15 protein-coding genes are annotated in these 14,340 nt (G+C 70.3%); 14 read left to right on the top strand and 1 reads right to left on the bottom strand.

Going from position 1 to position 14,340, the window contains the following annotated elements:
• Positions 1-19 precede the first annotated feature (19 nt).
• The 14 genes from hisS (at position 20) to G9Q37_RS08555 (ending at position 13,269) form a co-directional block, all read left to right on the top strand.
• A complete protein-coding gene (gene hisS, locus G9Q37_RS08620; RefSeq protein ID WP_166226803.1) occupies positions 20-1,315 on the top strand; it encodes a histidine--tRNA ligase in 1,296 nt (431 codons plus the stop codon).
• A 52-nt stretch (positions 1,316-1,367) separates the two neighbouring features.
• Positions 1,368-2,030 carry a YfgM family protein gene (locus G9Q37_RS08615; protein WP_166226802.1) on the top strand — a complete coding sequence of 221 codons (663 nt, stop codon included), beginning with the start codon at positions 1,368-1,370 and terminating at the stop codon, positions 2,028-2,030.
• Entirely contained in the window at positions 2,027-3,148 is a 1,122-nt protein-coding gene (bamB, locus tag G9Q37_RS08610; protein WP_166226801.1) for an outer membrane protein assembly factor BamB, read from the top strand. The genes G9Q37_RS08615 and bamB overlap by 4 nt, the downstream gene beginning before the upstream one ends.
• Positions 3,149-3,179: 31 nt before the next feature.
• Positions 3,180-4,520: a ribosome biogenesis GTPase Der gene (gene der / locus G9Q37_RS08605; RefSeq protein ID WP_166226800.1), complete on the top strand. Its 1,341-nt coding sequence runs from the start codon at positions 3,180-3,182 to the stop codon at positions 4,518-4,520.
• 34 nt (positions 4,521-4,554) lie between these two features.
• The gene (hfq, locus tag G9Q37_RS08600; RefSeq protein ID WP_166226799.1) at positions 4,555-4,842 is read left to right on the top strand and encodes an RNA chaperone Hfq; all 288 of its coding nucleotides are present in this window, start codon (positions 4,555-4,557) and stop codon (positions 4,840-4,842) included.
• Positions 4,843-4,923: 81 nt separating this feature from the next.
• Positions 4,924-6,108 (top strand): GTPase HflX, encoded by a 1,185-nt coding sequence (hflX, locus tag G9Q37_RS08595; RefSeq protein ID WP_205710738.1) that lies wholly within the window; start codon positions 4,924-4,926, stop codon positions 6,106-6,108.
• 47 nt (positions 6,109-6,155) lie between these two features.
• Positions 6,156-7,520 (top strand): FtsH protease activity modulator HflK, encoded by a 1,365-nt coding sequence (hflK, locus tag G9Q37_RS08590; protein WP_166226798.1) that lies wholly within the window; start codon positions 6,156-6,158, stop codon positions 7,518-7,520.
• A gap of 16 nt (positions 7,521-7,536) precedes the next feature.
• Positions 7,537-8,430 carry a protease modulator HflC gene (gene hflC / locus G9Q37_RS08585; protein WP_166226797.1) on the top strand — a complete coding sequence of 298 codons (894 nt, stop codon included), beginning with the start codon at positions 7,537-7,539 and terminating at the stop codon, positions 8,428-8,430.
• Position 8,431: 1 nt separating this feature from the next.
• Complete coding sequence (locus tag G9Q37_RS08580; protein WP_166226796.1) at positions 8,432-8,614, top strand: DUF2065 domain-containing protein; 183 nt, start codon at positions 8,432-8,434, stop codon at positions 8,612-8,614.
• 89 nt (positions 8,615-8,703) lie between these two features.
• Positions 8,704-9,870, top strand: coding sequence for an ATP phosphoribosyltransferase regulatory subunit (locus G9Q37_RS08575; protein WP_166226795.1), 1,167 nt, complete (start codon positions 8,704-8,706; stop codon positions 9,868-9,870).
• A 12-nt stretch (positions 9,871-9,882) separates the two neighbouring features.
• On the top strand, positions 9,883-11,271 hold the full coding sequence (locus G9Q37_RS08570; RefSeq protein WP_166226794.1) for an adenylosuccinate synthase: 1,389 nt from the start codon (positions 9,883-9,885) through the stop codon (positions 11,269-11,271).
• Between the two features lie 62 nt (positions 11,272-11,333).
• Complete coding sequence (locus G9Q37_RS08565) at positions 11,334-11,858, top strand: phosphoribosyltransferase (protein WP_166226793.1); 525 nt, start codon at positions 11,334-11,336, stop codon at positions 11,856-11,858.
• A 4-nt stretch (positions 11,859-11,862) separates the two neighbouring features.
• Positions 11,863-13,059, top strand: coding sequence for a PLP-dependent transferase (locus G9Q37_RS08560; protein ID WP_166226792.1), 1,197 nt, complete (start codon positions 11,863-11,865; stop codon positions 13,057-13,059).
• 27 nt (positions 13,060-13,086) lie between these two features.
• The gene (locus G9Q37_RS08555; protein WP_166226791.1) at positions 13,087-13,269 is read left to right on the top strand and encodes a hypothetical protein; all 183 of its coding nucleotides are present in this window, start codon (positions 13,087-13,089) and stop codon (positions 13,267-13,269) included.
• Here G9Q37_RS08555 and mnmH read toward each other — a convergent pair.
• Entirely contained in the window at positions 13,240-14,340 is a 1,101-nt protein-coding gene (gene mnmH, locus G9Q37_RS08550; RefSeq protein ID WP_166226790.1) for a tRNA 2-selenouridine(34) synthase MnmH, read from the bottom strand. The genes G9Q37_RS08555 and mnmH overlap by 30 nt on opposite strands.

The raw sequence follows: 14,340 nt of genomic DNA, 5'->3' as shown, positions 1-14,340 counted from the left end.
TTCCCATCCCGTCCCGCACATGGCTGAAAAACTGGTTGCCGTCAAAGGCATGAACGACATCGCGCCGCCGCAGTCGGCGCACTGGGAGTGGCTCGAAGACACGCTGCGCGCGCTCATGGCGCGCTACGGCTACCGCAACCTGCGCACCCCCATCGTCGAGCCCACCGCGCTGTTCGTGCGTGGCCTTGGCGAGGTCACCGACATCGTCGAGAAGGAGATGTACTCCTTCGAAGACAAGCTCAATGGCGAGCACCTCACGCTGCGGCCCGAGAACACCGCGGGCGTGGTGCGCGCGGCCCTCGAGAGCAACATGCTCTACGAAGGTCCCAAGCGCCTCTACTACATGGGCCCGATGTTCCGCCACGAGCGCCCGCAGCGCGGCCGCTACCGCCAGTTCCACCAGTTCGGCGCCGAGGCCCTGGGCTTTGCCGGGCCCGACGTGGACGCCGAGCTCATCGTGCTCGCGAGCGATCTGTGGGCGCAGCTCGGCCTCACGGGCATCGAGCTCGAGATCAACAGCCTGGGCCAGCCGGCCGAGCGCCTGGCGCACCGCCAGGCCCTGATCGCCTACCTCGAAGCGCACGCCGACCAGCTCGACGAAGACGCCCGGCGCCGCCTGCACAGCAACCCGCTGCGCATCCTCGACACCAAGAACCCCGCGATGCAGGCCCTGGTGAATGCCGCGCCGCGCCTCATGGACCACCTGGGCGCCGAATCGCTCGCGCACTTCGAGCGCCTGAAAGCGCTGCTCGATGCGCACGGCATCGCCTACCGCGTCAACCCGCGGCTGGTGCGCGGCATGGACTACTACAACCTCTCGGTGTTCGAGTTCGTCACCACCCAGCTCGGCTCGCAAGGCACGGTCTGCGCCGGCGGCCGCTACGACGGCCTGTTCGAGCAGATCGGCGGCAAGCCCACGCCCGCCGTGGGCTGGGCGCTCGGCATGGAACGCATCCTCGAGCTCCTGAAAGAGCAGGGCCGCCTGCCCGATGCGCCCGTGCCCGATGCCTATGCCGTGGTGCCCGACGCCGCCGACCTGCCGCGCGTGATGCCGCTGCTGCGTGCCCTGCGCGCGGCCGGCGCGCGCGTGCAGATGCACGCCGGCGGGCCCGACGGCATGGGCAGCATGAAGTCGCAGTTCAAGAAGGCCGACGCCAGCGGCGCGCGCTGGGCGCTGATCTTCGGCGCCGACGAACTGGCCCAGGGCCATGTGGCGCTCAAGCCCCTGCGCGGCGAGCGCGACGCCGCGCCTTCGCAGGCGGCCATGCCCCTGTCCGACGCCCAGGCCATCGCCGCCCGCGTGCGCGCGCACTGAGGCGTTTCGCGCCGCTACCTACAATCCAGCACTTTCGCGACCACATCCCGACATGGCCAAGCACCTCGACCTCGAAGAACAGGAACAGCTCGATCAGCTCAAGCACTTCTGGGCCAAGTACGGCAACGCCATCAGCTGGGTGCTGATCGTGGTGTTCGGCAGCTTCGCCGCCTGGAACGGCTGGAACTGGTACCAGCGCAACCAGGGCGCCAAGGCCGCTGCGCTCTACGAAGAGGTCGAGCGCGCCGCGCTCGCCAAGGACCTCGAGCGCACCGAGCGCAGCCTGGCCGACATGCGCAGCGGTTTCGCCCGCACCACCTACGCTGCGCAGGCCGGCCTGCTCGCGGGCAAGGTGCTGTTCGAAGCCGGCCAGCACGACAAGGCGCGTGCCGCGCTGCAAGGCGTGCTCGACACCACCCAGGACGACGGCCTGCAGGCCGTGGCCCGGCTGCGCCTGGCCTCGGTCGAGCTCGAGGCGGGCCGCGCCGACGCCGCGCTGCAGGCGCTGCAGACCCCCGCGCCCGCGGCCTTCGAGCCGCTGCTGGCCGACCGCCGTGGCGACGTGCTCATGTCGCAGGGCAAGACCGACGAGGCCAAGGCCCAGTACCAGGCCGCCTGGAAGGGCCTGGAGCCGCGCAGCGAGGTGCGCCGCCTGGTCGCCATCAAGCTCGCCGCCCTCGGCGTGAGCGTGGAACAGCCGGAGGCGCGTTCATGATCCGGCGCCACCTGCTTGCCCTGGGCATGGCCTCGGTGGCCCTGCTGGCCGCCTGCTCTTCCGGCCCCAAGAAGCCCGACCCCACGCCCCTGGCGCCGCCTGCGGCCCTCATGGGCACGCGACAGATCTGGACCGCGCAGGTGGGCGAGGGCGGGGTGGGCTTCGTGCCCGTCGCCGCGGGCGGCCGCGTGTTCGCCGCCGGCTCGGCCGGTGTGGTTGCCGCAATCGATGCGGCCACGGGCGCCGACGTCTGGCGCGTGGACCTGCGCACCCGCCTCTCGGCCGGCGTGGGCAGCGACGGCCAGACCGCCGCGGTGATCACCGGCGAGAACCTGCTCGTGGCCCTGGCCGACGGCAAGGAACGCTGGCGCGTGCGCCTGGCCGCGCGCTCGTTCACGCCGCCGCTGGTGGCCGGTGGGCGCGTGTTCGTCTTCACCGCCGACCGCAGCGTGGCCGCCTACGACGCCGCCAACGGCGCGCGCCTGTGGGGCCAGACCCGCACGGCCGACCCGCTGGTGCTCAGCCGCCCGGCCGCGCTTGCGGCCGTGGGCGACACCCTGGTGGCGGGCGTGTCGGGCCGCCTCGTGGGCCTGAACCCCGACAACGGCGCTGTGCGCTGGGAAGTGCCCGTGGCGAACGCGCGCGGCACCAACGAGGTCGAGCGCCTGATCGACATCGTGGCCCCCGTGGGGCGCCTGGGCAACGAGGTCTGCGTGCGCGCCTACGGCGCCGCCGTGGGCTGCGTGGACACGCTGCGTGGCCAGCCCGTGTGGACCCGCGCCGCCCAGGGCACGAGCGGCGTGCACGGCGACGACCGCCTGCTGTTCGGCAGCGAGTCCGACGGCACCCTGATCGCCTGGCGCCGCGGCGACGGCGAGCCCGCCTGGCGCAACGAACACCTCAAATACCACCGCCTTGCGGCCCCGCTGGCCCTGGGCCGCGTGTTCGCGCTGGGTGACGGCAACGGCCTGGTGCACCTGCTGTCGCGTGAAGACGGCAGCGAGATGACGCGTCTGAGCACCGACGGCTCGGCCATCGTGTCCCAGCCCGCCCTGGCCGGTGACGCGCTGGTGGTGCTCACCAGCCGCGGCGGTCTCTACGCCTGGCGCCCGCAGTGAGCGGCCCGGCCCTTTTGCAAAGTCGCGCAACGTGAAACCCGTCATCGCCCTCGTCGGTCGCCCCAACGTCGGCAAGTCCACGCTCTTCAACCGCCTCACGGGCACGCGCGACGCCATCGTGGCCGACTTCGCCGGCCTCACGCGCGACCGCCACTACGGCAACGGCCGCGTGGGCAAGCGCGAGGTCATCGTCATCGACACCGGCGGTTTCGAGCCCGACGCGGGCGAGGGCAGCATCTACCGCGAGATGGCCAAGCAGACGCGCCAGGCCGTGGCCGAAAGCGACGTCGTCATCTTCGTGGTCGACGCGCGCGCAGGTCTGAGCGCGCAGGACCACGACATCGCCAACTACCTGCGCCGCCTGGGCAAGCCCTGCGTGCTGGTGGCCAACAAGGCCGAAGGCATGACCAGTGGCGCGCAGACCGTGGAGTTCTTCGAACTCGGTCTGGGCGAGGTGCTGCCGGTGTCGGCCGCGCATGGCCAGGGCGTTCGCTCCATGCTCGAGATCGCGCTCGAGCGCGTGCCCGGCCTTCCGCCCGAAGACGAGGACGAGCCCGAGGCCGAACCCGGCGTGATCCGGCTCGCAGTCGCGGGCCGGCCCAACGTGGGCAAGTCCACGCTGATCAACGCCTGGCTCGGCGAAGAACGCCTGGTGGCCTTCGACATGCCCGGCACCACGCGCGACGCGATCAAGGTGCCCTTCGAGCGCAACGGCCAGAAGTTCGAGCTCATCGACACCGCCGGTCTGCGCCGCAAGGGCAAGGTGTTCGAGGCGATCGAGAAGTTCTCGGTGGTCAAGACGCTGCAGGCGATCGAGAACGCGCACGTGGTGCTGCTGCTGCTCGACGCCACCCAGGGTGTGACCGACCAGGACGCCCACATCGCGGGCTACATCCTCGAAAGCGGCCGCGCCGTGGTGCTGGCCATCAACAAGTGGGACGCGGTCGACGCGTACCAGCGCGAGCAGATCGAGCGCCAGATCGAAACCCGTCTGGCCTTCCTCAAGTTCGCCTCGCTGCACCTGATCTCGGCGCGCAAGCGCCAGGGCCTCGCGCCGGTGTGGAAGTCCATCGCCCAGGCGCACGCCTCGGCCATGCGCAAGATGTCCACGCCGCTGCTCACGCGGCTGCTGCAGGAGTCGGTGGCCTTCCAGGCCCCGCCGCGCAGCGGTGGCGGCCGGCCCAAGATGCGCTACGCGCACCAGGGCGGCATGAACCCGCCGGTGATCGTGATCCACGGCAATGCGCTCGACCGCGTGCCCGACGCCTACACGCGCTTTCTCGAAGGGCGCTTCCGCAAGGCCTTCGACCTCGTGGGAACGCCGCTGCGAATCGAGTATCGGACGAGCGAGAACCCGTTCAAGGAAATGTGATCACCCCACGCGGCGGTCGGAATAGGCGTGTGGTATGTTTCCGCCTTCCGAAACGTCGAACACGGAGCATATCGTGAGCAACAACAAAGGCCAGCTCTTGCAAGACCCTTTCCTCAACCAGCTGCGTCGAGAACACGTGCCGGTGTCGATCTACCTCGTCAACGGCATCAAGCTGCAAGGGCAAATCGAATCCTTCGACCAGTACGTGGTTCTGCTGCGCAACACGGTCACCCAGATGGTCTACAAGCACGCCATCTCCACCATCGTGCCGGGCCGCCCGATCCAGTTCTCGGTCGCCAGCTCCGACGACACCAACGCCTGATAGCGGCGCTCTGAAACGCCCCAGGCCCGGGCCCGTTCGCACGGGCCGGGCGGGCAACGCAGGGCGCGTTGCCCCACTGTCTTGACCGCCGAGTCCCGTTCCGCCAAATCCGCCCCCGCCGTCATCCTCGTCGGCGTGGATTTCGGCTTGCCGCATTTCGACGGCGAGCTGCTCGAACTCGGCCTGCTCGCCGAGACCGCCGGCTACCGCGTGGCCGAGCGCGTGGCGTGCAAGCGGCGCGCCCCCGACCCGGCGCTGTTCGTGGGCTCGGGCAAGGCCGACGAGATCAAGATGCTCGCGCAGTCGACCGGCGCCACCGAGGTGCTGTTCGACCAGGCCCTGAGCCCCGCGCAGCAGCGCAACCTCGAACGCCACCTGGGCCTGCCGGTCAACGACCGCACGCTGCTGATCCTGGAGATCTTCGCGCAACGCGCGCGCAGCCACGAAGGCAAGTTGCAGGTCGAACTCGCGCGGCTGCAGTACCTGTCCACGCGCCTGGTGCGGCGCTGGTCGCACCTGGAGCGGCAAAGCGGCGGCATCGGCATGCGCGGCGGCCCGGGCGAGACGCAGATCGAGCTCGATCGCCGCATGATCTCGGACGCCATCAAGCGCACCAAGGACCGGCTCGAAAAGGTCAAGAAGCAGCGCGCCACCCAGCGCCGCCAGCGCGAGCGCCGCGACGCCTTCACCATCTCGCTCGTGGGCTACACCAATGCGGGCAAGAGCTCGCTGTTCAACGCGCTCGTCAAGGCCCGCACCTACGCGGCCGACCAGCTCTTCGCCACCCTCGACACGACCACCCGCCAGCTCTATCTGGGCGAGGCCGGGCGCACGGTGTCGCTGTCGGACACCGTGGGCTTCATCCGCGACCTGCCGCACGGCCTGGTCGACGCCTTCGCCGCCACCCTGCAGGAGGCGGCCGAGGCCGACCTGCTGCTGCACGTGGTCGACGCGTCCAACCCCGACCACCCCGAGCAGATCACCGCGGTGGAGCAGGTGCTCGGCGAGATCGGCGCGGGCGAGATCCCCCAATTGCTGGTGTTCAACAAGATCGACGCGCTCGACCCCGCACGCGCGCCGCAGCGCCGCCTCGACAGCTTCGAGGTCGGCGGCCGCGTGCTGCCGCGGCTGTTCGTCAGCGCCCACGACGGCACCGGGCTGCCCGAGCTGCGGGCCTGGCTGGCGGCCGAAGTCGCGCGCCGCACCGCAGGGCAGGCCCCACAAGACCCCGGACAAGCCCTCGATTACGGGAACCCCTCGGAATGATTCGGCACAATGGCGTGTCACCGTCGCACACAGAACCACCACACAGCATGGATGTGACCCCTCCGAACCAGCACCCCTTGTCGCCGCGCGCGACGGCATCGCACCGCGGCTGGCGCCGCTGGATCGGTGTGTTCAACCTCAACGACCCGCGCTGGGGCCGCGACGACAACGGCCAGGACGACGAGCGCGGCGGGCAACGACCGCGCGGCCAGGGCCCGAACCAGGGCCCGCCCGACCTCGATGAGCTCTGGCGCGACTTCAACCGCAAGCTCGGTGGCCTGCTGGGCAACCGCCGCGGCGGTGGCGGCGGGCAGGGCGGTGGGGGCGGCGGCCACGGGGGCGGCCCATCCGGCTTCAACCCCAACCCCAAGGCGGCCGGCGTGGGCGTGGGCCTGATCGTCGGCGTGGCCGCGCTGATCTGGCTCGGCACCGGCTTCTTCATCGTGCAGGAAGGCCAGCAGGCCGTGGTCACGCAGTTCGGCCGCTACCACAGCACCGTGGGCGCCGGCTTCAACTGGCGCCTGCCCTACCCGGTGCAGCGCCACGAGACCGTGTTCGTGACGCAGCTGCGCTCGGTCGATGTGGGCCGCGACAACGTGGTGCCGGCCACCGGCCTGCGCGAGTCGTCCATGCTTACCGAAGACGAGAACATCGTCGACATCAAGTTCGTCGTGCAGTACCGCCTGAGCGACGCGCGCGCCTTCCTGTTCGAAAGCCGCGACCCCGACCTCGCCGTGCAGAAGGCCGCCGAAACGGCGGTGCGCGAGGTGGTGGGCAAGATGAAGATGGACGCGGTGCTCGCCGAGGAACGCGACCAGATCGCGCCGCGCGTGCGCACGCTCATGCAGACCATCCTCGACCGCTACAAGGTGGGCATCGAGGTGGTGGCCGTGAACCTGCAGCAAGGCGGCGTGCGCCCGCCCGAGCAGGTGCAGGCCGCATTCGACGACGTGCTGCGCGCCGGCCAGGAACGCGAGCGCGCCAAGAACGACGCCGAGGCCTACCGCAACGACGTGGTGCCGCGGGCGCGCGGTACCGCCTCGCGCCTCACCGAAGAGGCCGAGGGCTACAAGGCCCGCATCACGGCCCAGGCCCAGGGTGACGCGCAGCGCTTCCGCTCGGTGCTCGCCGAGTACCAGAAGGCGCCGCAGGTCACGCGCGAGCGCATGTACACCGACGCCATGCAGCAGGTCTACAGCAACGTCACCAAGGTGCTGGTGGACACCCGCAACGGCGGCTCCAACCTGCTGTACCTGCCGCTCGACAAGCTCATGCAGGCCGCGGGTGCGCCCCAGCCGGCCACGGGCTCGCCGTCTTCGTCCACGACCCTGCCGAGCGCGCCGCCGCCGGTGAGCAGCACCCCGGACCGCGGCGGTGACGCCGCCCGCTCGCGCGACCGCGAAAGCCGCTGAAGCAGGGGCACACCACATGAACAAGATCGGATTCCTCATCACCTCGCTCATCGTGGCGCTGGCCGTGGCCAGTTCCATGCTGTTCGTTGTCGACCAGCGCCAGTTCGGCGTCGTCTACCAGCTCGGCCAGATCAAGCAGGTCGTGACCGAGCCGGGCCTGAACTTCAAGCTGCCGCCGCCGTTCCAGAACGTCAGCTACATCGACAAACGCCTGCTCACGCTCGAAAGCCAGGACAGCGAACCCACCCTCACGGCCGAGAAGCAGCGCGTGGTGATCGACTGGTACGTGCGCTGGCGCATCAGCGACCCGCAGGCCTACATCCGCAACGTGGGCGTGAACGAGCGCGCGGGGGCGCTGCAGCTCAACCGCGTGGTGCGCAACGCCTTCCAGCAGGAAGTCAACAAGCGCACCCTGCGCGAGCTGCTCTCGGCGCGCCGCGACGAGCTCATGCGCGACGTGCAGCGCCAGGTCACGGGCGCCATCCAGAGCGCCAACCAGCCCTGGGGCATGGAGGTGGTCGACGTGCGCATCAACCGCGTCGACTACGCCGAGTCCATCGTGACCTCGGTCTACCAGCGCATGGAGGCCGAGCGCAAGCGCGTGGCCAACGAGCTGCGCTCGACCGGCTTCGCCGAGGGCGAGGCCATCCGCGCCGACGCCGACCGCCAGCGCGAGGTGATCGTGGCCGAGGCCTACCGCGAGGCCCAGCGCATCAAGGGTGAGGGCGACGCCCAGGCCGCCGCCGCGTTCAGCGACGCCTTCGGCCGCGACCCGGCGTTCGCGCGCTTCTACCGCCAGCTCGAGGCCTACAAGGCCAGCTTCTCCGGCAAACACGACGTGATGGTGGTCGATCCGTCCACCGACTTCTTCGGTTCGCTGCGCAACAGCAACGTGGGCAGCCAACGCTGACATGGACGAGGCCTGGTGGCTCGCGCTGGGCCTGGTGATGGTGTTCGAAGGCCTGTTGCCGCTGGTGTCGCCCGGCGGCTGGCGGCGCGTGTTCAGCCAGATGCTCAGCCTGCGCGACGGCCAACTGCGCTTTTTCGGCCTGATCAGCGTGGCCACCGGCCTGCTGGTGCTCTGGCTGACCTGAGCCCCCACGCGGCGCACCGACCGAGCGCCTGCCGGGTACCCCCGGGGGGCCCGGTAGAATCGCGTTTTTAACAGCGTCCCACAAACGCCATGTCCGCCTGGGTCCTCCCGGATCACATCGCCGATGTCCTGCCCTCCGAGGCCCGGCACATCGAAGAACTCCGCCGCAGCCTGCTCGACACCGCGCGCTCGTACGGTTACGAGCTCGTGATGCCGCCGCTGGTCGAGCACCTCGAGTCGCTGCTCACGGGCACCGGCGAATCGCTGGACCTGCAGACCTTCAAGCTCGTCGATCAGCTCAGCGGCCGCACCCTGGGCCTGCGTGCCGACAGCACGCCGCAGGTCGCGCGCATCGACGCCCACCTGCTCAACCGCCAGGGCGTGGCGCGCCTGAGCTACTGCGGCCCCGTGGTGCACACCCGCATCGACCGCCCGGCCGCCACGCGCGAGCCGCTGCAGTTCGGCGCCGAGATCTACGGCCACGCCGGCCTCGAGGCCGACCTCGAAGCGGTGGAACTGGCCCAGGCCTGCCTGCGCGCGGCCGGCCTGCGCGAACTCCAGCTCGACCTCGCCGACGTGCGCATCATCGACGCCGTGCTCGATCCGCTGGGCCTGCCCGCGGCCCAGGTGGCGCAGATTCACGCCGCGCTCACCACCAAGGACGCGGCCGGCCTGCAGGCGCTGTCGCAAGGCCTGCCCGCGCCGGCGCGCGCCGACCTGGCGCTGCTGCCCACGCTCTACGGCGACGCCAGCGTGCTGGCGGCCGCGCGCCGCGGCCTAACGCCGTCGCCCGCGCTGCACGCCGCGCTCGACGCGCTGCAGTGGCTGGCCGACCGCGTGCAGGGCATGGCGGTCTCGATCGACCTGTCCGACCTGCGCGGCTACGCCTACTACACGGGTGTGCGTTTCGCGGTGTTCGCCCGCGACGCCCGCGGCCCCGTGGCCGACCTCGCGCGCGGCGGCCGCTACGACGAGGTGGGCGCGGTGTTCGGCCGCAAGCGCCCCGCGGTCGGCTTCAGTCTCGACCTCAAGGAGCTGGTCGCCGCCGTCGCGCCGCGACCGCTCGAGGCCGCCATCCGCGCCCCCTGGGGCAGCGAGCCCGGCCTGCGCGAAGCCATTGCCGCCTTGCGCGCGCAAGGCCAGACGGTGGTGTGCGCACTGCCGGGCCACGACCACCAGGTCGATGAATTCCACTGCGACCGCGAGCTGGTGCCCGACACCGCGCGCGCGGGCGCCTGGACCGTACGAACCCTCTGATTGGAAAACGCGATGAGCAACAAGGGCAGCGCCGCAACCCCCGGGCGCAACGTGGTGGTGGTCGGCACCCAGTGGGGTGACGAAGGCAAGGGCAAGCTGGTCGACTGGCTGACCGAAACCGCGCAGGGCGTGGTGCGTTTCCAGGGCGGCCACAACGCGGGGCACACGCTGGTCATCAACGGCGTGAAGACGGCGCTGCACCTCATCCCCAGCGGCATCATGCGCGCGGGCGTCAAGTGCTACATCGGCAACGGCGTGGTGCTGTCGGTGGGCAAGCTGTTCGAAGAGATCGCGGGCCTGGAAAAAGCCGGCGTCGAGGTGCGCTCGCGCCTGCGCGTGAGCGAGGCCTGCCCCCTGATCCTGCCTTTCCACGCCGCGATCGACATCGCGCGCGAGGCCGCCAAGGTCAAGGCCGGCACCGAGAAGATCGGCACCACGGGCCGCGGCATCGGCCCCGCCTACGAAGACAAGATCGCGCGCCGTGCGCTGCGCGTGCAAGACCTCAAGTACCCCGAGCGTTTCGCCACCAAGCTGCGCGAACTGCTCGATCTGCACAACCACGTGCTCACCACCTACCTGCACTCGGCCGACATGGCCTGGGACGACAAGATCGCGCCCTACATGAAAGACGGCGCGATCCAGTTCGAGCCGGTCTACGCCGAGGCCATGCAGCAGGCCGAGCAGCTCAAGCCCATGATCGCCGACGTCTCGCGCGAGCTCAACGAAGCGCACAAGACCGGCGCCAACCTGCTGTTCGAAGGCGCGCAGGGCACGCTGCTCGACATCGACCACGGCACCTACCCCTTCGTCACCTCGAGCAACTGCGTGGCCGGCAACGCCGCTGCGGGCGCGGGCGTGGGACCGCAGCTGCTGCACTACGTGCTGGGCATCACCAAGGCCTATTGCACGCGCGTGGGCGGCGGCCCGTTCCCCACCGAACTCGACTGGGAAACCGAAGGCACGCCGGGCTGGCACATGTCCACCGTGGGCGCCGAGAAAGGCGTGACCACCGGCCGCTCGCGCCGCTGCGGCTGGTTCGACGCCGCGCTGCTCAAGCGCTCGGCCCAGGTCAACGGCCTGTCGGGCCTGTGCATCACCAAGCTCGACGTGCTCGACGGCCTGCCCGAGCTGCAGCTGTGCGTGGGCTACGAGCTCGACGGCGAGCGCATCGACATCCTGCCCATGGGCGCCGACGAGATCGCGCGCTGCCGGCCGATCTACGAAACCATTCCCGGCTGGACCGAGACCTCGGTGGGCGTCACGCGCTACGAAGACCTGCCCGCCAATGCGCGCCACTACCTCAAGCGCATCGAGGAAACCACGGGCGTGCCGATCCACGTGATCTCCACCAGCCCCGACCGCGACCACACCATCCTGCTGCACCACCCGTTCCACGGGTAATTCCGGGTAGGGCGTTCGCTTCTGTCAGACCACACTTTTCCGATCCCCCTCCCGGAGTCCGCATGCTCACCGAAGACGGCAAACACCTCTACGTCTCCTACGACGAGTACCACAACCTGATCGAAAAGCTGGCGCTCAAGGTGTACCAGTCGGGCTGGGAGTTCGACACCATCCTGTGCCTGGCGCGCGGCGGCATGCGCCCGGGCGACATCCTCTCGCGCATCTTCGACAAGCCGCTGGCCATCATGTCGACCAGCTCCTACCGCGCCGAGGCCGGCACGGTGCAGGGCAAGCTCGACATCGCGCGCTACATCACCACGCCCAAGGGCGAGATCGCGGGCAAGGTGCTGCTGGTCGACGACCTGGCCGACTCGGGCCACACGCTCAAGGTCGTGATCGACCTGCTCAAGAACAACTACGACCCGATCACCGAGCTGCGCAGCGCCGTGATCTGGACCAAGCAGCTCTCGACCTTCACGCCCGACTACTCGGTCGAGTTCCTGCCCACCAACCCCTGGATCCACCAGCCCTTCGAGGGCTACGACAGCCTGCGCCCCGCGCAGCTGCTCGAAAAGTGGAAGCTCTGATCGCATGACCGATCACCTGTCCACCCACCTCATCCACCACCCCTACAAGCCCCCCGAGGGCTTCGAGGCCGTGGCACCCGGCGTGCACAAGGCCTCCACCGTCATCTTTCCGAGCGTGCACGCGCTGCGCACGGCCGAATGGAAGGACAAGTCGGGCTACACCTACGGCCTGCACGGCACGCCCACCACCTTCATCCTCGAAGAGCGCATCGCGGCGCTCGAAGGCGGGCGCTTCTGCGTGCTCGCGCCGAGCGGCCTGTCGGCGCTGGCGCTGGTCGACATGGCCTTTCTGCGCAGCGGTGACGAGCTGCTCATCCCCGACAACGCCTACGGCCCGGGCAAGGCCTTTGCCCAGGGCGAGCTCGCCGCCTGGGGCATCACGCACCGCTTCTACGACCCCATGAACCCGGCCGACCTGGCCGCGCGCATCACGCCGGCCACGCGGCTGGTGTGGTTCGAAGCGCCAGGCTCGATCACGCTCGAATTCCCCGACCTGCCCGCGCTGGTGGCGGTGGTGAAGGCGGCGAACGCCGCGAACGGTGCTCATGCGCGCCCCATCGTGACCGCGCTCGACAACACCTGGGGCGCGGGCATCGCCTTCAAGGCTTTCGAGCTCGGCGTCGACGTGTCCATGCAGGCGCTCACCAAATACCCCAGCGGCGGCGCCGACGTGCTCATGGGCTCGGTGGTCACGCGCGACGAGGCCCTGCACCGTGCCGTGCTGCTGTGCCACATGCGCCTGGGCCTGGGCGTGTCGGGCAACGACACCGAGCTCGTGCTGCGCGGCCTGCAGACCATCGAGCTGCGCTACCGCCAGCAGGACGCCACCGCGCGCGAGCTCTCGGCCTGGCTGCAAGGCCAGCCGGGCATCGCGCGCGTGTTCAACCCGGCCTTGCCCGGTTCGCCCGGCCACGAGGTGTGGCGGCGCGACGCGCGCGCCAGCGCCTGCCTGTTCAGCGCGGCGATCGACCCGGCCGTGCCGCAGGCGCGCATCGACGCCTTCTGCGATGCGCTGCGCCTGTTCAAGCTCGGCTGGAGCTGGGCCGGCCCCGTGAGCCTGTGCGCGCCCTACGACCTGCCTTCCATCCGCACGCTGGGTTGGCCCCATGCGGGGGGTCTGGTACGCTTTGCCGCCGGTCTGGAGCACGTCGACGACCTCCGCGCCGATCTGGCACAGGCCTTGCCGCTGTTGCAGGCCTGATTTCTCAACCCTTGCAGGACACCCGCCTTGGCCACGCCGAACTACGGATACGAAAAGCGCCAGCGCGAGCTGGCAAAGAAGCAGAAGAAGGAAGAGAAGGCCCGCGAGAAGGCCGCTCGCAAACACGGTGAGGCCCCGGCGGCCGACGAGGCCCCGCGCGACGACGCCGCGCCCGCGCCCTCAGGCGACGCCGCCGACGGCAACGACTGAGCCTGCTGCCGCCGCTTCGCCCGCCAGCAGGCCGCGCGCGGCCTCGCGCAGCGCCTCCGGCGAGCGGTTGGCGAGCATGCAGGGCAGGGCATGGCCCAGGCGCACGAAGTTGCGCTGGGTCGAGGCCTGGTAGGTCGGGTCGTAGTGGCTCACCAGCAGGTCGAGCACCACGGCAGGAATCTGGCCCGCGCGCACCTGCGCCACCCAGGCGTCCACCACCTCACCCCCGCGCACGGCGCGCAGCGCCATCAGGCGCTCGATGAAGAAGTCGGGCTGGCGCACGAAGAAGTCGTAGTCCTCGAGCAGCAGCGCCACGCGCTCCTCGTCGGCCAGCGTGATCGCGATGCAATCGCTCGCGCGCATGGCGTCCATGAGCGCATCGGGCACGCGCAGGTTGCCCACCTTCTTGCTCTCGCTTTCCACGTACACCGGCCGCGCCGGGTCGAAGCGGCGCAGCGCGTCCCAGACCAGCGCGTCGAAGCGCTTCTGGCTCGGCTGCGGCCGGCCGGGCAGCAGGCCCAGCACCGAGCTGCGGTGGCAGGCCAGGCCTTCGAGGTCGAGCACCTGCGCGCCCTCGGCCGCGAGCGCCTGCAGCAGCCGCGTCTTGCCGCTGCCCGTGGGGCCGCAGAGCACGCAGTAGCGCAGCCGCGCGGCCTGGCGCGGCAGGTCATCCACCAGGGCCGCGCGCCAGGCCTTGTAGCCGCCTTCGATCAGCGTCACCTGGAAGCCGATCGCGCCCAGGATGGTGGCGAGCGCGCCGCTGCGGTTGCCGCCGCGCCAGCAGTACACCAGCGGCTTCCAGTCCTTGGGCTTGTCCAGGCCCTCGCGTTCGATGTGGGCCGCGATGTTGCGCGCCGCGTAGGCCGCGCCGCGCTTCTTGGCCTCGAACGCGCTCACCTGCTTGTACATAGTGCCGATCTCGATGCGCTGGGCGTTGTCCAGCGTGGGCCAGTTGATCGCGTGCGGCACGTGGTCGAGCGCGTGCTCGTCCTCCGAGCGGGCGTCGATCACGGTGTCGAAGGTGTCGAGGCGGCGCAGCGCTTCGGTGGCGGGCAGGGTGGCAACGGGCAT

Origin of the sequence: Hydrogenophaga crocea (genome assembly GCF_011388215.1) — a bacterium.
Taxonomy (GTDB): domain Bacteria; phylum Pseudomonadota; class Gammaproteobacteria; order Burkholderiales; family Burkholderiaceae_C; genus Hydrogenophaga; species Hydrogenophaga crocea.
Note: the sequence above shows the minus strand (reverse complement) of the source record. Positions and strands in the feature narration are given on the sequence as shown.

Coding starts and splice junctions, on each gene's coding strand:
- hisS (WP_166226803.1), top strand. CDS start 20: ATGGCTGAAAAACTGGTTGCCGTCAAAGGCATGAACGACATCGCGCCG.
- G9Q37_RS08615 (WP_166226802.1), top strand. CDS start 1,368: ATGGCCAAGCACCTCGACCTCGAAGAACAGGAACAGCTCGATCAGCTC.
- bamB (WP_166226801.1), top strand. CDS start 2,027: ATGATCCGGCGCCACCTGCTTGCCCTGGGCATGGCCTCGGTGGCCCTG.
- hfq (WP_166226799.1), top strand. CDS start 4,555: ATGTTTCCGCCTTCCGAAACGTCGAACACGGAGCATATCGTGAGCAAC.
- hflK (WP_166226798.1), top strand. CDS start 6,156: ATGGATGTGACCCCTCCGAACCAGCACCCCTTGTCGCCGCGCGCGACG.
- hflC (WP_166226797.1), top strand. CDS start 7,537: ATGAACAAGATCGGATTCCTCATCACCTCGCTCATCGTGGCGCTGGCC.
- G9Q37_RS08580 (WP_166226796.1), top strand. CDS start 8,432: ATGGACGAGGCCTGGTGGCTCGCGCTGGGCCTGGTGATGGTGTTCGAA.
- G9Q37_RS08575 (WP_166226795.1), top strand. CDS start 8,704: ATGTCCGCCTGGGTCCTCCCGGATCACATCGCCGATGTCCTGCCCTCC.
- G9Q37_RS08570 (WP_166226794.1), top strand. CDS start 9,883: ATGAGCAACAAGGGCAGCGCCGCAACCCCCGGGCGCAACGTGGTGGTG.
- G9Q37_RS08565 (WP_166226793.1), top strand. CDS start 11,334: ATGCTCACCGAAGACGGCAAACACCTCTACGTCTCCTACGACGAGTAC.
- G9Q37_RS08560 (WP_166226792.1), top strand. CDS start 11,863: ATGACCGATCACCTGTCCACCCACCTCATCCACCACCCCTACAAGCCC.
- mnmH (WP_166226790.1), bottom strand. CDS start 14,340: ATGCCCGTTGCCACCCTGCCCGCCACCGAAGCGCTGCGCCGCCTCGAC.